Genomic DNA, 20,358 nt, shown 5'->3' on the forward strand with positions numbered 1-20,358 from the left:
TGCACGGTTCTTAGGGGAGGGGAGAGTGGCGACGCTTGAACCTTACCCGACACCCTTCATCGGGCTGCAAAGATGCCCACGTCATAGCTGTACTCAGCTTGACGTGGGAGTATGTCACTTACCCAAAACTTTCACTTAGCCCGCGCTGTTTATACCTGTCGCCGCTTGGGCATACAGGCGATCGGCTTAGGAACGCCGGATTGGGGCAAATTTCGCCAAAAGGGCATGATTCGCTACAGTTTCCGCGAATTTTTGGCAGTCATCAAAGCGCTTTGGGAAGTGCGTGTTACCCGTCCAGAACCGACTTTTTTGGGGCCGTTTGAAGGAATTCAAGAAAAGTGATAAGTGGTCTGTTGAAAACTTTAGTCCTTGCTTTAAGGACGAAAGTCTTCACTAAAAACGGATTTTCTTACAACTAACCGGACATCATGTAAGTCCGGGAGTGGTAAGTTTTGAGTTAAACAAAACTTACAACAAAACTCACAAATCATAACTTGCCCGTTGCGGTAGTGTTCCATAACTTACTCGCGTTTGGAAAGTCCTGCCAGCGACCAAGTTAGACTCACCATCATTAAGCGTGCTAGAGCCTTCAAACCATCTTCACCATGATTTTCAAATGCTTGAGACTCGGTTTGAGAATTATCATTTTCTGGCAAGTCTTGAGGGGCTGATGCTGGTTTTTCAAACTCCGCTTTGTCACAAGATTCCTCAAGACTGACTTGTGACTGATGATTTTCTTTTTCTCTCATTTTATGAGTCACCTCCTTGAGTTACTGCATACATAACCCATACTACAAATATAAATTGTTTGTTTCCGGCATTTGGCGATCGAAGTTTTCTTACATGGCGATCGTAATCAGCAAGTGACGTGATACCCATCACTTAATTGTTATTTTTACTTACTAGCGATGTTTTCACAAATCTGCTACAGTTAATACCTAACAATCAATGTGACGCTCAGTGACATCAAATTGAAACTAAGCCTCGGAAAACTCAGAATAAACTAAGAAAATAAAGGTGTAGAGCTGATGGGAATTTATCTCGATACTGCAATTGTAGCAGAAGCCGCATGGGCGAGCCAGTTCGGCTGGCTTTCGGGAATTACTACTAATCCAACCCTCCTGGGAAAAAGCGATTTATCTCCCGATGTGACGCTCACACAACTGGCGAAACTTATTCCGGGGGAAGTGTATTATCAGCTAACTGCATCTGATTTTGATGGCATGGTAGCAGAAGGAAAAGCGGCTTTTGAATTAATTGGACAGCAAACAGTTTTGAAAGTTCCAGCAACGGCGGCTGGTTTCCAAGCAGTAGCGCATTTGTCACCGGAAATTCCTTGCGCGGTGACGGCGATATACAGCGCATCACAAGCAGTTGTTTCAGCACAAGCGGGGGCCAAATATGCGATCGCCTACGTCAATCGCGCCACCAGATTGTTGGGAGACGGTTTTGCCTTAGTGCGGGATATGGCAAATGTGTTGCAGAGAACTAATACGGAGATTTTGGCAGCTAGCATTAAATCGCCGGAAGAAGCGGTAAAAACTTTATTAGCTGGCGCCCATCATTTGACATTGCCTTTTGACGTGTTGCAAGCAATGACTGTTCACGAACTTTCGCAGCAAACTGTTGATGAATTTGCCAAAAACGGGCGGGGAATATGAGCCTTGCTATTTTGTCTGCTGTGGGTAAGATTAGGAAATTTCCAAACTTGTACTCTTAAATGTGAGGGCTTATGACTACTACTCCCGTCTCTGTAGACTCAGCAGGCAATCTGGGGAACAGTGGCTCCTATAACCCCTCCATCTCAGCCGACGGGCGGTTTGTGGCGTTTTCTTCTTTGGCATCCAACATAGTGCCGGGGGATACTAACAATACCTACGACATCTTCGTGCGGGACAGGCTCACCAATACCACCACCCGCGTCTCTGTAGACTCAGCAGGCAATCAGGCGGACCGTAACTCCGACGGCGCCTCTATCTCACCCGACGGGCGGTTTGTGGCGTTTAATTCTGATGCCTCTAACCTCGTGCCGGGGGATACTAACAATACCTTCGACATCTTCGTGCGGGACAGGCTCACCAATACCACCACCCGCGTCTCTGTAGACTCAGCAGGCAATCAGGGGAACAGCAGGTCCACCAGCCCCTCCATCTCAGCCGACGGGCGGTTTGTGGCGTTTGATTCTGGTGCCTCCAACATAGTGCCGGGGGATACTAACAATAGCTTCGACATCTTCGTGCGGGACAGGCTCACCAATACCACCACCCTCGTGTCAGTAGATTCAGCAGGCAATCAGGGGAACAGTGGCTCCGGCACCCCCTCCATCTCAGCCGACGGGCGGTTTGTGGCGTTTTCTTCTGTTGCCTCCAACCTCGTGCCGGGGGATACCAACGATGACACAGACATCTTCGTGCGGGACAGGCTCACCAATACCACCACCCGCCTCTCTGTAGACTCAGCAGGCAATCAGGGGAACGGTAACTCCTACAACCCCTCCATTTCAGCCGACGGGCGGTTTGTGGCGTTTTCTTCTGTTGCCTCCAACATAGTGCCGGGGGATACTAACAATAGGTTCGACATCTTCGTGCGGGACAGGCTCACCAATACCACCACCGGCCTGTCAGTAGATTCAGCAGGCAATCCGGGGAATCTTCAGTCCGGCAGCCCCTCCATCTCAGCCGACGGGCGGTTTGTGGCGTTTACTTCTGAGGTCTCCAACCTCGTGCCGGGGGATACTAACATTAACCGAGACATCTTCGTGCGGGACACGCTCACCAATACCACCACCCGCGTCTCTGTAGACTCAGCAGGCAATCAGGCGGACCGTAACTCCGACGGCGCCTCCATCTCAGCCGACGGGCGGTTTGTGGCGTTTTCTTCTTTTGCCTCCAACATAGTGCCGGGGGATACTAACAATACAGACGACATTTTTGTTGTTGACACCAGCAGCACTCCAAAGGTCATCAACGGCACGGACGGCAACGACAATCTGACTGGCACCAGTGGCAACGATATCATCAACAGTTCCGAAGGTGATGACGTGCTGACCGGTTTGCGGGCTAGTGATGTCTTAAATGGCGGCGACGGCAACGATATCCTTTATGGCGGCAAAGCTTCTGACACTCTCAACGGCGGTTTGGGAAACGATAATCTCGTCGGCGGCGCGGGCAACGATGTATTTGTTTTAGGTGCGGGATTGGGAGTTGATACAATCTCTGATTTCACCAACTCTCAAGATACCATTCAATTAATCAACGGCTTGACCTTCGGACAGCTATCAATTTCCTCTGGAACTAACGGCACATTAATTAGAGTAGCCAGCAGCGGTGAAGTTTTAGCTGCTTTGACAGGCGTTGCTCCCAATTTTATTGGCTCTGAAGATTTCATCTCGGTCTAGAGATGGTAAACTGTGCTTTGTTAAATCACTTTTACTCAGGGAACATGATTAAACTTGGCAAACTATCCCTCGCATTAGTAGGCACATTTATTGCAGTTTTGCAACCAGCATTTACCGCTAATTCACAAGAAAGCAACAGCGAATTTAGCAAACTTCAATCCTTATTAGAAGCCAAAAAATGGTACGAAGCAGATCAAGAAACAGTCTCTCTGATCCGCAACAACCCCGCCAATCTGTCTTGTCCGAACCTCCGCGCGATCGATCGGCTGTGGATGCAATCGAGCAATGGCAAATATGGATTGACTCCACAGTTAGAGATTTGGCAGAAAGTCGGCGGTTCTAACTGTCGAACTTGCGAAGGTCAAATTAAAGATTTTAGCAAGCAAGTAGGATGGAACATGAGCTCGCAAGTAAGTCCTATACCAGGGGAGTTTCCGGCCCAGTATCCAACTGTTGCTTCATTAAGTTGGCAAAGTTATGTTGACAGCGATAAAAGCATAACTAGGTACAGTCTTTTTGCTGGCGCGCAGACATGGCAAGCGTGGAGGGTTACAGAATTTAACCTGTTTTCTACTTTTGCCAATTGTGGCAAGTAAGAGTTGTAGGGCGGGCAAGGCCCAGACTTCCACGTCGGAGTCGGGATGGGATTTCTCGCTCGCCTCCACTCTTCAATCTAAAATCTAAAATCTAAAATCTAAAATAGTAGGACTATGGCATTCGCCAAATCTTAATAGTGCGATCGGGACTGCCACTCACAAAAGTCTTGCTATCTCTGGAAATAGCAACAGAACTCACAAACTGGCTGTGACCCGAAATACTGCTTCTTTCTTTTCCTGTCTTCAAATCCCAAACTCTAATATCTCCGCCCCCGCTGATCAAAGTGCGGTTGTCCGCGCTAAAGGCGATCGTCCTCACCGAGCTCGAATGCCCTTTTAAAGTGCGGGTGCCCTTCCCGTCTTGCACGTTCGACAAACGGATCGTATTGTCGGTGCTAGCACTAGCCACAATTTTCCCGTTCGGGCTAAAAGCCACAGTAGTAACCGGGCCCCTGTGACCTGTGATAATTCTTCTGACTTCTCCGGTGCCGAGATTCCACAAACGCACAGTCTTGTCCTCGCTCCCGCTAGCGAGAGTTTTACCGTCCCGGCTCACAGCGATCGCGTTTACTCCTCCGGCGTGGCCGCTCAAAGTCCGCAACCTGCTGCCGGTTCTGACGTTCCACAAGCGAATAGTTTTGTCATCGCTGCCGCTAGCGAGAGTTTGACCGTCCCTGCTAAAAGCGATCGCCTTGACGGCGGCTTTGTGAGCGGGAATCGTCCGCATCCGTCGCCCCGTCTTCAAATCCCAGAGAATCACATTATTGTCGCCGCCGCCGCTGGCCAAAATCGAGCTGTTCGGGCTCACCGCCAGCGTGTTGACCGATTTTTTAGAATGCACCGAATTGAGAGTCCGCACCAGGCCTCCCGTCCTCACATTCCAAATTCTAATGGTCCCAAAGCTTGCGCTCACCAAAGTTTTACCGTCAGGCGACAGGGCGATCGCATTCACACTCCCGACATTATCCAAACTTCTTTGCAAAAACTGAGTGGTAGGTAAAGTCGAAAGCAGCCACACCGGGTTTGCTGGAAACACCCCGTAACGCAGCGAACCGTAAATTTGAGAGGCGCCAATACTCACCATCAAAACAGCCGTGCCCGCCAGCAACTTCTTTTTCCAATCAAAAACATCTTTCTCGGTCTTGTTCAATCCCGAATTCAGAGGTCTGAGGCGGTTCTTGGAACTCTGCTTCTTCGCCCCAGTCTCCCCGGCAGTTGCGCGAATTTTAGTTTGCCCCGTCGTCGGCAACTGAGTGGGCAACTGAGTTTCCCCGCCGTCGAGATTAATTTCCTCCAAGCACTGCAAAACCATCTGGGGACTTTGAGGTCGATTTCCCGGAAAAGGTGCCATCAGGTAATCGATCACATTAGCCAGGGGGTCGGAAACCTGAGGAGCTCCTTTGCGCCACATTAGTCTGCCCGTGCGCGGGTTCTCTGGAAACGCAGTCGGCGGCTTCCCAGTCAGCAAATAAACAAAAGTGCGCCCCAGAGCAAAAAAATCCGACTGCGGAACAGCCTTGCCATTAGTTTGTTCCGGCGGCGTGTAGCCGGGAGAAACAATACCAGTCACATTTTGCCCCTGGCCCACCTTAGCGAAATAAGTCCCCGACACTTCCCTAGCAGTGCCGAAGTCTATCAGCACTAACTGCCCGTTGGGCTTGCACATAATATTGTGCGGCTTGATATCCCGATGAAAATAGTTGAGGCGGTGAACTTGGTCTAAAATTTCCGACAGTTGTTTGAGCCAATTCAGAGCTTGTTCTTGACTGATGGGGCGGCCCCGATGTTTCAGCCAGTCTTGCAAATTGGCCCCAGCAATTTTCTCCATCACCAGACAGTGAAAAGACTCTGTGCTGTGAGCTGGCGTAAATGTAAAATAACCGTCGCGATCGACTTTTGGAATACCTGGATGTCTGAGCCTGACCAATACGTCGGCTTCTTGCTTAAAAAGTTCTACAGCTTTGGGATGGTCTTTGAGCAGGACTTTGAGCACTCTTCGGGCGCCGTTGTCGTCCACTTCAAATGTTCTGCCAAAGCCGCCGCCTCCGAGAGGCGCGACTAACCGATATCGACCTTGCAACAAAAGTTCTGACCCGCAGTGGATACACACGGATTTGCCAGAGTTGGCTGGATCGGAGGGATTCGGGCATTTGGGATTGAGGCAATAACTCACAGAAGCCACATAACCCTGATTGAGGTTGCTCTATCAAGTTTTACTTTGACACTGCTATACAAAACTTGGCTAAACTTATCTAAGCTTCACCATTCAACTAGAAGTATTTTCTAGAGGGTCTGATTCCTGCTTCTGCCAAGAGAGTCGGCTCTTACTTGTCCACAGGCGTAAATTCGGGTGGAGCAGCACCCTATTTTTCCAGTCTGTACAACTATTTATTATTGTGGAAGGTTTTAGCCATTGTTTAACCATTATTTTCAACCAATTTAACGAATCGTGGTATCCCGTTCGACCTTTTTATAGGCTGGTCAGTTTTAAATCCACCGTCGTTTACTCTTCCAGAAAATTTTTCCTGCAGGTTTTGGGCATTATTCTGAGAATGTTGCACAAAACTGCGCCTCTGTCAATATGCTGGTCATAAGTAGCTCGGAGGAAGTTTAATCAAGTATTAAGCGATTAGATTAACCTCTGTGCACTCTTGGTGAGTGAGATTTTTGATTCAGCTTGCGTTACTTGCCTTGACAAGATTACTCAAGCCGCATTAGAGGTGTCTTCTCTAAAATCGTTAATTTCGGTATGGCATACCGTATTTGATTAGTCCTCTTTATCTAGTGCGGTTTTTGTTCAAATACGAGTTTTCCTAGACGGCAACACCGTGTTTGTGAAACGACGTACTCAACAATAAGAGTACGATGTTTTACGTTGTCTAGTCAGACTCAATTTTCAACTTATGACGATCGTAGCACACCTAGTAAAAGACTCATGAGCACCCTTGATTGAAATCTTGCAGCGTTTCTGAAGTCAAGGGAGGCTTTAGTCTCGCTTGACTTCAGCATCCCGTGTTTTTGTATAACCTGTGGCACAGCGCTCTAACGATGATCGGGTTGAGGCCAAAGGTTTTGTTGTTTGTCACAGCCGATCGAGGTCACAAATCCCTGATGAGAGTACATAATGTACAAACACACCAGAACTAATAACGAGAGAGCACCCACATTTCAATTGTACGATCGCAACCACCATTCTCGAAGAAATAAGTGAGAGTGGGCGAGGGGGAGAGTGGGAGAGTGGGAGAGTGGGAGAGTGGAAGAGTGAGGGAGTGAAAAAATCTGCCTTCTTCCCTCTTCCCTCTTCCCTCTTGCTTCCCGATAAGAAAGCCTTTTAAACAAGTCCCTCAATTACCGGATGGAAGTAGAACGCCAGCGCCAAAACCGTATAAGCTGCCAACAGCAAAGTACCTTCTAGCCAGTTAGAGTTGCCGTCAGAACTGATAGAATTGGCGATCAGCACCGACACCGCAACCGCTACAAGTTCAAACGGGTTGAAATTCAAGTCCATCGGTTTGCCCAAGACAAAACCTGCCAAAACCAACACGGGCGCAACAAACAAAGCAATTTGCAAACTCGAACCCACGGCCACAGAAACCGACAAATCCATTTTATTTTTCATCGCCACCGTCACCGCCGTCGTATGTTCGGCAGCATTGCCAATAATCGGCACTAAAATCACCCCGGTAAACAGTGATGTCAGCCCCAAACGCGCCGTCGCTTCTTCCAGAGTACCCACCAACAGTTCCGACTCGACAGCTACCATCAGGGTACAGGCCAACAGCACCCCAATCCACAGCGGCAGATTGACTTTGTGGTCAGGACTGTCTGGTGCTAAGTTATTTTCGGCTAAATCTTCCAGCATTTCTATTTCTGCCACCCCTGCATCGTACAGATAACTGTGGGTTTTCATAGAAAACAGCAGCGTCAGCACGTAGACGACAATCAGCACTACAGCCACAGCGCTAGAGAGGTTCTGCATAGTTGCCGGAGGGATGCCAATAGAGGTGGCATTAACTGCTGTTGGCACCAAAATGGCAATGACGGCTAAGTTCATCGCTGAAGCATTCAACCGGGCGACTGTCGGCTGAAAATCTTGTTCTTTGTAGCGCAAGCCACCCAGCAGCATCGCCAATCCCATTACCAGCAACAGGTTGCTCATAATTGAACCGGTGATGCTGGCCTTGACAACATCTATTAGTCCGGCGTTGAGGGCGACGATGCCGATAATCAGTTCCGTGGCATTTCCGAAGGTAGCGTTCAGCAAACCCCCCAAATTGGCACCGAGGACGACGGCGATTTCTTCGGTGGCCGTTCCCATCCACGCGGCTAGGGGGATGATGGCTAAAGCCGAGGTGATGAAGATTGTGGAGGATTCCCAGCCGAGAAAGTGTCCGGCGATGGAAACTGGGATAAATAACAGCAGACTGGAAATAATTGTATTTGTGTTTAGCATTTAGATTCTCAAAAGCTGCCAACCGTCAATCATAGCCTGTGACCAAATGAAAAAAAGGGTAAGGGTGAGGGATTTGGGTGTTGGCTTAAAGCTGGGGGTGGGCGATCCTCTTCGAGGGCTTCGCTAACGGGCGATCGCTGCATTGCCGCTTTCACGGATGTGACAAACTAAGAGAGGGATTTGTTTAGCCGATCGGTTCAATGGATTTTTGTATTCTACCCGCTCGATCGCATCAGGTTCCGCATTGTCTTGAGAGCAAAGTTGACTATTTCTGGGCGATCGTTTTTTCAGATATTCGTTCAGTGATATAATCTTTAAATATTGCCATTCTGCAAGTATAGCTATACATAATACTTAGGACTGCTTCAGCCATGCCTCTACAAGAAGAGATTGACAAAACAAGGCAAGAAATTCGGACAGATAGCTACTCAATGTCTATTGGCGAGTGGATCAGTCTTTATGAGAAGAAGGAAATCGATATTCACCCAGATTTTCAAAGGTTTTTTCGTTGGTCGGATTATCAAAAATCCACTTTTATAGAATCAATTCTTTTAGGTATACCGATTCCACCAATTTTTGTCAGTCAAAGAGATGATGGGATTTGGGATGTGATCGATGGTTTGCAGAGACTGTCAACCATATATGAATTTGTCGGTATTTTGAAACGAGACAATCAAGAGCAAGATACATCTTTTGTTGCCTTACAAGAAACTACTTATTTGCCTTCTTTAAAAGGCAAAAAATGGGACGCTCCTGACGATAAAGAGAACTCTTTAACTCAGGCACAGCGTTTATTGATTAAACGTGCCAAAATCTCCGTCAATATTGTTGAAAAAGAAAGTGATGAAATGATTAAATATGAGCTATTTCAGCGACTGAATACAGGAGGAGCGATTGCGACACCGCAAGAAGTAAGAAATTGCATTCTTTTAATGTTGAATAAAAATTTATATAATTTAATGCGTTCACTTGCCGATCGGGAGTCATTTAAAAGCTGCATTGCTTTGAGCGATAGACTTTATGAAGAACAGTATGATATGGAATTAGTATTGCGTTTTATTCTTTTCTTCGATCGAGATTATGCAAGTATTCAAACGCTGGGCGGTGATGTTAGCGAGTTCCTAACGGCTAGAATGCGTGAAATGGCCATTAAAAAAGATTTGGATAGCACCCACATAGAGAGAGCGTTTGATGTGACATTCAATATGCTTAATGAAGCTATGGGAGACGATAGCTTCAAGCGATATAAATCGGAGAATGATAAATTCCTAGGAGGCTTTCTCTTATCGGCCTATGAGGTAATAGCATTAGGAATTGGATACAACTATCAAAATCCGGTTCTAACAGACCAATTACCTAATCGTATAAAAAGTATTTGGTCAAATCAAACTTATAAAAAGTGGTCGGGAGCTGGACTGAATGCAGCAAGACGCTTACCGTATCTTATTCCGCTTGGTAGAAAGGTCTTTTCCCCTTCATGAGCATCCGAACAGCGGAACAATTAAGCGATAGATTGGCAACGGATCTTGCTTGGCGAAAGAAGGAACTGTCAGAAATGAAATCTTTGATAGAAGCGAAAAATGTTTCTGACCAAAGACATAAAGTATTAGTTCGGAGTGGAGTATGTATTCTCTATTCCCATTGGGAAGGTTTTGTCAAGCTAGCAGCCAACTCTTATCTAGAATATGTTATCTCACAAAAGCTTACGTATCAAAAGCTTTCTAGTAATTTTTTAGCTTTGGCCATGAAAGAAAAACTTAAAAAGGCAAAAGAGACACATAAGCCATCATTGTATATACCTGTTTGTGAGTTCTTTATTTCCGAATTAAATCACAGATCTATCCTACCTAAAAATGTAATATCTACTGCATCGAATTTATCTTCTGACATTTTAAAAGAAATAACTTATAATCTCGGAATTGACTTTTCAATATACTCTACTAAATCGGTATTAATTGATACTAAGCTTTTAAAGACAAGGAACGAAATTGCCCACGGTGAGTATTCGGTGTTTGATAGGGAGGAATATCTAGAGCTACACAGAGAAATTATAGGAATGCTCGATATATTTGGTACCGAGATAGAAAATGCTGCTATTCAGGAAAAATTTAGGCGGGATTCACCTTAGATAATGACAACAGGAGCAAATAATTATCAGCCATATCAAAAAAAGTATAGCCTTTCTCAGAAAGATGAGGTACTCATGGGCATAGGGCATAGGGCATAGGGCATAGGGCATAGGGCATACCTCACCACGCTTGAGAACCGCTATATATTTTTTCAACAAATCTATCTGAAAGCGCCAAAGTGGCGAGCATCTCATTAAAATTATGATATTGGAAGTGGCAATTAGTGATGTTAAGTCTAATATGACTGGAGCAACATAACATATGGTTGATATCGGTCTCACACACATCGCACTGCCCGTTTCCGATGTCGATCGCACTATCGAATTCTACTCCAAGTATGCTGGAATGCAGGTGGTTCACCGCCGCATTGATGCAGAAACTGGTGTTGCTGTGGTCTGGCTTTCCGATCGCACTCGCCCTTTTGTAATTGTCCTAATTCAAACAGACTCCGTACATCCCGTTCTGTCTCCCTTTGCACACCTCGGAGTAGGTTGCAAAAGCCGCGAATACATGGATTCTCTCTGCGACAAAGCACGTCAAGAAGGCGTACTGCTTGAGGAACCAAAAGATGCTGGATATCCGATCGGCTACTGGGCTTTTTTGCGAGACCCGGACGGTCACACGCTGGAACTATCCTACGGCCAACAAATCGGATTTACAGTGGATGCTACTTAAAGTTATAATAAACAAATCGCCCTCCAAACCCGATCGTTTCTCATCTGGAAATAGACTGGAGAATCAAATGACTGCAGCAATCATCGCACCACCCAGAAAAGAATCACCCCTTCTGTTTGAGGGACTCACTTGGAGAGAGTTCAAAGCAGTTGAGCAATTGTTAGACCGTCCAGGATATCGACTTTCTTTCCTGAATGGAGTTTTGGAGATTAAACTAATGCCTGGAGAACCCCACGAAACCATTAAGAAGAGAATTGCCGGATTGTTGGAGCTTTACCTGCTGATGGCGGGGTTTGACTTTACTCCAACTGGCTCAATGACTCTGGAAAGTGAAACGGGAAAAGTCAAGCGAGAGGCGGATGAATCTTATAAACTTGCTCCCGGTCGCCGGCTACCCGATTTGGCGATTGAGATCGTGTTTTCCAGTGGCGGGATCGACAAGCTGGAGGCATACAAGCGGCTCAAAATTCCTGAAGTGTGGTTCTGGGAAGATGGATTGTTAGAGGTTTATCACCTGCGGGGAGAGGGCGATGCGCTTCACTATGAAAAGGTTTCTAGTAGTGAGGAAGTGAAAGGAATCGATCTGGATTTGTTGTTGCGTTGCATCAATATGGTGAATCATGTTGATGCAGTTAAGACTTTTCAACAGGCACTCCAAAAATAGCTGAAAATAGGGGATTGCGCCTCCTTTTACCACCTTTTTTAACATCTCAATATCCGCAAAAAACAATGGGGAATGGCAATGACGCAAGTTGTAATTGTGGGATCGGGGCCAACTGGTGCGGCACTTGGTTTACTGCTGGTGAAACGAGGTATTGCTGTTACTTTGATAGAGGCGGCAAAAGATTCCTACCGAGTGTTTCGCGGTGAAGCGTTAATGCCCAGCGGATTGGATGCGATCGCCCAAATGGGTTTATCCACTATCCTAGAAGGTGTTCCACACCGACAAATTGATGCCTGGGAGTTCGTTGTGGGCGATCGGCAACTATTTCGAGTTGATGAGCCAATGGGGTCAAATCGACCTTGTACGCTGGTATCGCAACCGCCTTTGCTAGAAACACTAATTTCAGAAGCTCAGTTGCATCCAGAGTTTGAATTTATCTCAGGTGTTCCCGTAAAAGATTTACTGTACAGCAACGATCGCATTGCGGGTGTAAAGCTAGGAGATGGGCGAGAGATTCCTGCTGCACTTGTGATTGGTACAGATGGTAGAAACTCGGTTGTACGACAACGTGCAGAATTAGAGTTAGTAAAACAGCAGAATAGTATAGATGTTCTGTGGTTTAAACTTGCCGCTCATCCTCGGTTTGTGGCGGATAATGTATTTTATTCCATCCTGAATGGCGGTAGCGGATTTAGTGTCTTTCATGGGGCAGAATCAGGAAAACTTCATCTGGCTTGGGTGCTATCGGCAGATGACAAAACGGATCGGAAAGACACAGACTGGGCAGAAACTTTCGCATCGCTATCTCCTGCGTGGATGGCAGAACATTTCCGCAACTGTGCCGATACGATCGAATCTCCGATGCGATTATCTGTTGTGGTTGGTCGCTGTCCGCGCTGGCATCGACCAGGAATCATACTTTTGGGGGATGCTGCACATCCCATGTCTCCGGTTCGCGCTCAAGGAATTAACATGGCGTTCCGCGATGTAATTGTTGCCGCCAATCACCTTGTACCTTTATTGAAAGCAGGGGCTAATTACGAGGATATTGACTTAGGATTATCGCGGATTCAGGCAGAACGCGAATCCGAAATTATTCGCGCCCAACAACTTCAAGCACAAGAAGCGTGGAAAGGCGAACAACTGCGAAAAAATGGATTATTGCGTTTATTGATGATGCAAACCGCTCCGTTTTTGGGTGAAAAAATTAAACAATTTTGGGTAAAGGGACAGTATGAATTGCGCCAAGGAGTAACAGAGGTAAAATTGGTTGTTTGAAAAGAGGAAATTGAAACCTGACTTACCAGTTCAAACCAAAGAAACCGGGTTTTTACCTTTTCTGCGATGCTCTAATATCAATTCAGGTTGTATCGGAATGATTGAACCACAGAGGGCACAGAGGACACAGAGAAAGAGAAGAGAGATAATAATTCCGATGTTAACGGATTTGATATAACCGAGTATTTTTGCGAAAAATCCGGTTTCTGACTACCCGTGCGTCCAGGACTATAAAACTTAGGAGAAGTTTTTATGCGATCGACAAATATCAAAGGACCGATCGGCACTATTCACATCATCGAAGCCAGCGGCCCTGTCACCGCTGGGGAGTCGGATCTGCTGCCGGTGCTGTTCGTGCACGGTATGACGGTTTCTGCGAACATCTGGGAGGCGCAGCTTGCCCATGTCGCCCGTACCCGACGCGCGATCGCCCTTGATATGCGGGGACACGGTGATTCTGCACCGCCGGAGGACGGCAACTATGCGCCCGCCTCCTGTGCAGCGGATGTTTTGGCGGTACTTGATGGGCTGGGACTCGATCGAGTGGCGATCGTCGGACACAGTTTCGGTGCTTGTATTGCCCTCGCCACAGCAGCCGCCGCACCGCACCGCATCGCGCAGTTGATCCTGGCAGACCCACCTGGAGACTTTACCAAGGTGTCTGCAGAGGTGCACGAGGGACGCATCGTCCCCTACCAGAGAGTTCTGGAGACGGAGGATTGGCGGGCTGCTGTGGAAGCGGGCTTCAACGACGCACTGACAGGAAGCAGGGCCCATACGCGCGATCGGATTCTCGCTTGCTTGGCGGCGACTCCACGGGATTGTCTGCGTGGAATGTATCGCGGGATGTTTCCCTTTGAAGCAGTTGATACTCTCGATCGCTACCTAGCAGCCCCTGGAACACGAGCCCACGCCATTATTGCTCCCTCAAACACTTTTCCGTTCAGCCTCCACATCCTCCGTCCCACACTGACGACAACTACGATCGCCGATACTGGACACTGGCTGATGCTGGATGCGCCAGAGGCCTTTGCTAGGGAACTTGATATCTGTTTGGAAGGTGTTTAATATATAGCCTTTCTCAGTAGCATGAGATGTTCTTGGGCATTGGGCATTGGGCATTGGGCATTGGGCATTGGGCATTGGGCATTGGGCATTGGGCATTGGGCATTGGGCATCGGAAGAGTACCTTACTTTCCTGAGAACCGCTATAGATTTCGACAAAATCTGTTAGTTTTACCACACTTCATCGAGGGTTAAGTTGTGGGGGTTTTTGAGGATGAAGGCGTTGTTGTCTTTGATTAAGTCACCGCTACAGAGAATCGGTAAGCGTTCTTGATAAGCTTTAATCGCCAGGATATAATCTTTGTCTGCGAGTGAAGTTTGAATTTTCCGCAATTTGTCAGCAATGACGCCTATTAAGGTTATTTCGCCACTTAATTTGTCGGTGTTGGGGGTGTGAACTTGCATGACAATTCCCTGTAAGGTCATATTGGGGAGTGAGGTGATCAAGTCTGCTAATATTTCAATTTGAGAGCGATTTTCGACAATTTCTAGGGTTTCCATGACTTCGTACATCCGCAGAGCAAAACCGCTGATTTCTGGCTTGAGAGCTAACAAAATTTCGTAGTCTTCGCCTGCTTCATTCTTGCGAGTCCAGATGGATGATTTGTCACCGTCTCGGCTTTGTTCGTGCCATCCGTGTTTTTGTAAATAAGCAGCGACTTGAGGCGGTTCTAAGGTTTTGAGAATATCGGGGTCGCGGACTGTTACTATCATAGGAGTTCTCCTGATTCAATGCGCTGCATGAGAGTTTTTAAAGCGTCTGTGTTGAAAATGTTTTGTGTGGGTATTTGAACAGTGACAGTGTTTTGATTTTGGGTGGGCGGTAGCCCTCGCAATGATGCCCAGTAGCCACAATGGCGAAGGGAGAGTTCTTGTTGAGATTGGCGCAACCAATCCTCTTGGCTGTCGGGTACTAAAACGATAATCAGAATGCGGGGGACGAAAGGGTTTTCTAGCCTTAATTATTCATAGTTTTTAACTTCTAGGGGATATCGGATAATTTCATTATCCAGTAATTTTCTGGAGGTGCATTTTATTTGGACATCTAGGCGAGGGCGGCGCGTTGATTGTGATGGTCCCAAACCTGTAAGAATTACGTCAACTCCTTCTGCATCTAAGGGACGCGGGGCTATTTGGAATGAGTAGCTTGCCGCGGCTGTTACCGCATAGACATAAGCATAGCTAAATTCCTCTTTTTGGGTGTTCAGAACCACGCTTATTTTAACCTCAATAATTTTAAACAGGTCTTTACCAAATAGCTAATTATTCATTATTTTGTTCATTGATTAGTGATGTATTGTCTGGCATACGCCCTGGACGAGAAACTATAACTACATCAAAAATACCCTTCAAATTTTTGAGTCCACTCTTTAATAAGTGGTGTTCTTCTGTCCTGCGAGAGTCATCCCAGATAAAAGCAATCATTTGTTCGTGGGGGGAGCCTTGAGCTAGGTATAAAGACGTATCTTCGGCAATTTCCTCAATAATTCTTTGGGGCTTGTCTTTGCCATACCAAAACTTGATTTCAATAACCAATTTAAGTGAGGGAATTACTAGGTCTACTCTTGGTTTTTTCTGCCCTACCGATCCAGTATATTCTTCTTCCCTGATATCGGCGAACACCGCAGCTAATAAAAAATATAGCAAATTTTGCACGTGATATTCATTTTCTATGTACCATTGCCGAGGTGTACCGCCCTGTGTGCGTGACTTTCCTTCCCATGTCCAACGTAGAAGTCCCGCTGGAACTCCTTTTAATAATTTGCTAACATCTTCCAAGCTAAAGGAGCCTAAAGCAGATTGAGAAGAACTGAACAACTCTTTTTCGTAAGTTTCTTTGACTGCCTTCAAGTTTGACAGATGAGCCGTTAAATTCGTTTTAAGATCCCAGCCCCAGGATACTTCAATTAATGAAGTTCGCTGACTGTTAGTTAATGGGATAACTTCCTCTAAAAGTAACTTGTAGTTAGTCTGCCACTTTTGCCAATCATAATCTCGATCCAAGACATATCTTTCAGGCGCTTGTCTAGGTGGTTCACGGAAAATGCTATATCCAGCAGGTGAATACCATTCACCTGGTGTGACTTTTATTGCTTTGTACATAGCCTCTCCCTCAGCTATAAGTTTATTAAACTGATCGAGGTTTCTCTTAAAATTGCTTGAGGTTAACATAATTAGGTTTCTGCTTCCATTAATTTATTGATTTAAGGCGAATCCCACACTCAACTCTAGCAAAAAATCGCGGATGCGATCGATTAAAGCTTTCTCTAATTCTCGCTATTGCGCTTCTTTGCCTAAAAAGTACGGGCCGCACTTGATATTGCACAATACGTTCCTTAAGTTCTCGCAAAAAATCATGATAATCTTCAGCAATTGACGAACTATCCGCCAGAACCCACCCTCTGCCGATTTCCCCGAATCATCGCCCCTAACTTGGCACTCTCGGCAAATTGCCTCTCCAACTTCGCCGTCAAATGCAGCATCTTCTCGTCCAAACCCTCCTCCTCCTCCTCCAATGCCTCCGCCTCCGCCCCCACATACCTCTCAGGAGTTAAAACATAACACTTACCGTTTTGCTTTTTTCTTGCCTTTTGACTCCGCACAAGTGTTACAACTCTTCTGGAAAGTACATTTGCAGCAAATCTGCCCCGCCCTAACCCAACCGCCCTAACTTCTCCAGAACTTACGTAAAAAGCACCTAAAGTATGATGCGAAACTCGGGCAATACTCTTATTCTATAAATCGATCGGGCATTAAACCGATATCCACAACCGCTAAGATTTATTGCCAAAAATTAAATCTTTCCGGCGAAAAGTTGCTATTTAATGAATAAGACTTTACAATCCAGCAAGGTAAATGAAACTCTCAATGAGCAGTGCTGCAAGCACTAACCCGAAATGGGTCGCAAGTGCCAAAAAGCAGCAAAAGCTACATTTTTTAACTCTTTCAACAGCAAAGCATTGGCAAAAAACCCAGGGATCGACGGTTGGCATCTTGGAACGAATGCTTTGCTCGCAATACTACAAATGTATCAAAACTTGTCAGCCAAATTTAGTCCTAACAGATGCCTAGCTGTAACTCTTGCTGCGTAAGGTTTCAGTTTCTAATTAGGCTCGTTTTATTGTCTTTAACTACTTGAGTGAGGATTTGCCCGCATGATTTCGTCTACAACTCAATCCGATGTGCTGCCTTTGCCTTCGCCAACCGTAACGGCTGCAACCCAAACCAGTGTGGCTGCAGCAACTGGGGTGTGCGTGACGGTTCACGGTCACTTTTACCAGCCACCCCGGGAAAACCCTTACCTGGACGCGATCGAACGCCAAGCCAGCGCCTCTCCCGCCCACGACTGGAACGAACGCATTGACATCGAGTGCTACCGCCCGAACGCCTTTGCCCGCATACTTAACGATCGCGGCGAAGTCACGGGGATCGTCAACAACTACGAGTATATGAGCTTCAACATCGGGCCCACCCTGATGAGCTGGCTCGAACGCTACGACGCGGAAGTCTACCAGCGGATTCTGGAAGCCGATCGCAAAAGCTGTCAGCGTCTCAACGGTCACGGCAACGCGATCGCCCAAGTCTACAATCACATCATCATGCCCCTCGCTAACGAGCGAGACAAATACACCCAAATTCGCTGGGGGATCGCAGATTTTCGCTCCCGGTTCAATCGCGATCCCGAAGGAATGTGGCTCGCCGAAACCGCCGTAGACTACGCCACCCTCGAAGTTTTAGTCGCTGAAGGCATCCGCTTCATTGTCTTAGCCCCCTCCCAAGCCGAACGCTGCCGCCCGCTAATCGGGCAAAACCACGAAGGGGAACATGGGCATAATTCCGAATGGCACGAAGTCGGCGGGGGTCAAATCGATCCGACTCGCCCGTACCGCTGCTATTTGAAGCCGGAAATGCGGTTGATGGCTGACCACCAACTCTCGCCGCTGAGCACTCACTATTTTGGCCGCCAGCACTCCCAAAATTCCGAAGCCCCACCTGCCAACACTCCCTACATTGATATCTTTTTCTACGACGGCCCGATCTCGCGGGATATGGGCTTCAATGACGTTCTCAGCAGCAGCCACCACTTGGTCGGGCGCTTGGGTCAAGCAGTACGGGGAGACCACCGACCGGCTCAATTAATCTGCGTGGCGACGGACGGCGAAACTTTCGGCCACCACAAACACAGTACGGAAAAATGCCTCGCCTACGCCTTCACAGAAGAGTTTCCCCGTCGAGGCTGGACGGTGACGAATTTTGCTCATTATTTAAGTCAAAATCCGAGCGCTTGGGAAGTGGAACTCAAACCGGTGACGGCCTGGAGTTGTTCTCACGGGGTCGATCGCTGGCAAGATGATTGCGGCTGCGGTGGTGGCGGCGGATGGCACCTCAAATGGCGCCGCCCTCTGCGGGATACTCTGAATTGGCTGCGCGATCGACTGATTCCGATTTATGAAGAAGCGGGACGCAAGCTGTTGAGCGATCCCTGGAAAGCCAGAGATGAATATATTGAGGTCATCCGGGATCGATCGCCCGCTAACGTTGACAGTTTCCTTCAACGCCATCAAGTGCGCCCCCTCGATGCCGGAGAACAGGTGGACGCCCTGCGACTGCTGGAAATGCAGCGCCACACCCTGTTAATGTTCACTAGCTGCGGCTGGTTTTTTGAAGAAATTTCGCGGCCAGAAGGCGTGCAAATTCTGCGCTACGCGGCCCGGGCGCTGGAATTGGCGGGCGAAGTTACCGGCATCCAGCTAGAAAAGGATTTTGTCGCTCAACTAGCCCTCGTACCCAGCAACGTTGAGTGTTTTAAAACAGGGGCAGAAGTTTACCGCCAACTGGTGGTGACAGCCCAAATTAGTCTCAGACAAGTGGCCGCCCACTACGCAATCAGTTCTCTGTTTGCCAAATATTCCCGCGAAGAGCGAGTTTACTGCTATCAGGCCCAGCAGGAAGATTTCCAAATTCAGCGCATGGGATCGATGACTCTGGCTGTGGGTCAATTGGAGTTAACCTCGGAAATTACACGGGAAACAGAGGTTTTTGTGTTTGCTGCGTTCCACCTCGGCGGCTGGGACTTCCACTGCTGCATTCAGCCTTTTGGCAGCCGCCGGTCTTACACTATGCTCAAAGAGCGGTTGTTTGGAGTTCTGCAAGAAGCTTCGGCCGCCCACGCGATTCTGGAAATGGTTCGCCTGTTTGGAGATCAGTCCTTTAGCTTGCGGGATTTGTTTGCTGAGGAACGCCACCGGATCGTGCAGTTGCTGAGTCAGGAAAACTTGACTCGGTTGGATCAGCTTTACACTCAGGTTTACCGGGAAAATTACGGGGTGATAATGGCGTTCCACCGCGACGAGCTGCAGGTGCCCGTAGAGTTGCAGGTGGCTGCTGAGGTGGCTTTGGGACACCGCTGTTTGACGGCGGCCAAGGCCCTGGAACAGGAAACCGAGGACGGGGAGTCGCTGCTGGCAGAAATAGAGGCGATCGCCACTGAAAGCGGCCATCTCCGCTGTCGGTTGAACGTTCCCGAAGTCAAGCAAATTTTGGAAAGGCTGGTTTGGCGATCGCTAGACAGGCTGCTGCAAGCAGGATCGGGCGCGGAGGATCGCTCGCCTGTCAAGTTGGAAGCTGATATCCGCACGATCGAGCGTTTGATTGCGGTGGGCGATCGGCTGAGTTTGGGTTTGTGTCTGGATCGATCGCAGGAACTGTATTTCGATTCTCTGTACAGTCAAATTGTGCCTCTGTGTTTGGGCTGGCTGCAACTGCAAGATGCCTCCGAGGGCGAGAGTGTTGTCGCTGCCGTTGCCTTGGGGATTGCAGGTTCCGGCGCCGGCTGGGACTTGTCTTCAATCCGGCAGTTGCTGGAGTTGGGTCAAACCTTGGCCGTTGATGTTGAGTGTTGGTTAAATCAGTTAAGTAAATAGTTTCTCGATTAGTCCCCACATCCTGTAGGGGCGGGTTTCACCGACAATAATTGCCTAAAACCCACAATCTGGTAAACCCGCCCCCACTTGGGATCAAAGCACCGAAATAGAACAACGTTCTTTGAATTTTAGTTCTACTTATGTGGGAAGATAAAAAGACTGTCCCCAAAGCGTACA

General features: G+C 47.6%; 16 protein-coding genes and 2 pseudogenes. 11 read left to right on the forward strand and 7 right to left on the reverse strand.

The window, feature by feature from the left end; genetic code table 11:
* Positions 1–117: 117 nt before the first annotated feature.
* A pseudogene (locus QUB04_RS29175) lies at positions 118–342 on the forward strand (hypothetical protein); the annotation flags it as partial.
* A 179-nt stretch (positions 343–521) separates the two neighbouring features.
* Here the strand turns inward: QUB04_RS29175 and QUB04_RS29180 are convergent.
* Positions 522–749, reverse strand: coding sequence for a hypothetical protein (locus tag QUB04_RS29180; protein ID WP_333289903.1), 228 nt, complete (start codon positions 747–749; stop codon positions 522–524).
* 279 nt (positions 750–1,028) lie between these two features.
* On the opposite strand from QUB04_RS29180, the gene QUB04_RS29185 reads away from it, so the two are divergent.
* The 3 genes from QUB04_RS29185 to QUB04_RS29195 all read left to right on the forward strand — a co-directional run bounded on the left by QUB04_RS29185 (position 1,029) and on the right by QUB04_RS29195 (position 3,993).
* A complete protein-coding gene (locus QUB04_RS29185; RefSeq protein ID WP_333289905.1) occupies positions 1,029–1,661 on the forward strand; it encodes a transaldolase family protein in 633 nt (210 codons plus the stop codon).
* Positions 1,662–1,732: 71 nt separating this feature from the next.
* Entirely contained in the window at positions 1,733–3,397 is a 1,665-nt protein-coding gene (locus QUB04_RS29190) for a calcium-binding protein (RefSeq protein WP_333289907.1), read from the forward strand.
* 44 nt (positions 3,398–3,441) lie between these two features.
* Positions 3,442–3,993 (forward strand): GUN4 domain-containing protein, encoded by a 552-nt coding sequence (locus QUB04_RS29195; RefSeq protein WP_333289908.1) that lies wholly within the window; start codon positions 3,442–3,444, stop codon positions 3,991–3,993.
* A 112-nt stretch (positions 3,994–4,105) separates the two neighbouring features.
* Here the strand turns inward: QUB04_RS29195 and QUB04_RS29200 are convergent, their stop codons facing one another.
* Positions 4,106–6,175, reverse strand: coding sequence for a serine/threonine-protein kinase (locus tag QUB04_RS29200; protein ID WP_333289910.1), 2,070 nt, complete (start codon positions 6,173–6,175; stop codon positions 4,106–4,108).
* Positions 6,176–7,324: 1,149 nt separating this feature from the next.
* On the reverse strand, positions 7,325–8,446 hold the full coding sequence (cax, locus tag QUB04_RS29205) for a calcium/proton exchanger (protein WP_333064517.1): 1,122 nt from the start codon (positions 8,444–8,446) through the stop codon (positions 7,325–7,327).
* Positions 8,447–8,817: 371 nt separating this feature from the next.
* On the opposite strand from cax, the gene QUB04_RS29210 reads away from it, so the two are divergent.
* From QUB04_RS29210 to QUB04_RS29235, 6 genes are all read left to right on the forward strand, one after another.
* Positions 8,818–9,927: a DUF262 domain-containing protein gene (locus QUB04_RS29210; RefSeq protein ID WP_333289913.1), complete on the forward strand. Its 1,110-nt coding sequence runs from the start codon at positions 8,818–8,820 to the stop codon at positions 9,925–9,927.
* Positions 9,924–10,574, forward strand: a complete 651-nt coding sequence (locus QUB04_RS29215) for an MAE_28990/MAE_18760 family HEPN-like nuclease (protein ID WP_333289915.1) — start codon at positions 9,924–9,926, stop codon at positions 10,572–10,574. Before QUB04_RS29210 ends, QUB04_RS29215 begins: the two co-directional genes overlap by 4 nt.
* A gap of 262 nt (positions 10,575–10,836) precedes the next feature.
* Positions 10,837–11,250 (forward strand): VOC family protein, encoded by a 414-nt coding sequence (locus QUB04_RS29220; protein WP_333289917.1) that lies wholly within the window; start codon positions 10,837–10,839, stop codon positions 11,248–11,250.
* A 67-nt stretch (positions 11,251–11,317) separates the two neighbouring features.
* Positions 11,318–11,914 (forward strand): Uma2 family endonuclease, encoded by a 597-nt coding sequence (locus QUB04_RS29225; RefSeq protein ID WP_333289919.1) that lies wholly within the window; start codon positions 11,318–11,320, stop codon positions 11,912–11,914.
* 78 nt (positions 11,915–11,992) lie between these two features.
* A complete protein-coding gene (locus QUB04_RS29230; protein ID WP_333289921.1) occupies positions 11,993–13,192 on the forward strand; it encodes an FAD-dependent monooxygenase in 1,200 nt (399 codons plus the stop codon).
* Between the two features lie 252 nt (positions 13,193–13,444).
* Complete coding sequence (locus tag QUB04_RS29235; protein ID WP_333289923.1) at positions 13,445–14,260, forward strand: alpha/beta hydrolase; 816 nt, start codon at positions 13,445–13,447, stop codon at positions 14,258–14,260.
* Positions 14,261–14,428: 168 nt separating this feature from the next.
* Here QUB04_RS29235 and QUB04_RS29240 read toward each other — a convergent pair whose 3' ends face one another.
* The 4 genes and pseudogenes from QUB04_RS29240 to QUB04_RS29255 all read right to left on the reverse strand — a co-directional run bounded on the left by QUB04_RS29240 (position 14,429) and on the right by QUB04_RS29255 (position 16,860).
* Positions 14,429–14,971, reverse strand: coding sequence for a hypothetical protein (locus QUB04_RS29240; RefSeq protein ID WP_333289925.1), 543 nt, complete (start codon positions 14,969–14,971; stop codon positions 14,429–14,431).
* A pseudogene (locus QUB04_RS29245) lies at positions 14,968–15,471 on the reverse strand (DUF4365 domain-containing protein). The gene QUB04_RS29240 and the pseudogene QUB04_RS29245 overlap by 4 nt, the downstream one beginning before the upstream one ends.
* Positions 15,472–15,520: 49 nt before the next feature.
* The gene (locus tag QUB04_RS29250) at positions 15,521–16,429 is read right to left on the reverse strand and encodes a PD-(D/E)XK nuclease domain-containing protein (protein WP_333289928.1); all 909 of its coding nucleotides are present in this window, start codon (positions 16,427–16,429) and stop codon (positions 15,521–15,523) included.
* Positions 16,430–16,638: 209 nt separating this feature from the next.
* Complete coding sequence (locus tag QUB04_RS29255; RefSeq protein WP_333289930.1) at positions 16,639–16,860, reverse strand: hypothetical protein; 222 nt, start codon at positions 16,858–16,860, stop codon at positions 16,639–16,641.
* 552 nt (positions 16,861–17,412) lie between these two features.
* Between QUB04_RS29255 and QUB04_RS29260 the strand changes: the two genes are divergently transcribed.
* Positions 17,413–20,181, forward strand: a complete 2,769-nt coding sequence (locus QUB04_RS29260; protein ID WP_333289932.1) for a DUF3536 domain-containing protein — start codon at positions 17,413–17,415, stop codon at positions 20,179–20,181.
* Positions 20,182–20,358 lie beyond the last annotated feature (177 nt).

It is taken from the genome of Microcoleus sp. D2_18a_B4 (genome assembly GCF_036702475.1).
Taxonomy (GTDB): domain Bacteria; phylum Cyanobacteriota; class Cyanobacteriia; order Cyanobacteriales; family Microcoleaceae; genus Microcoleus.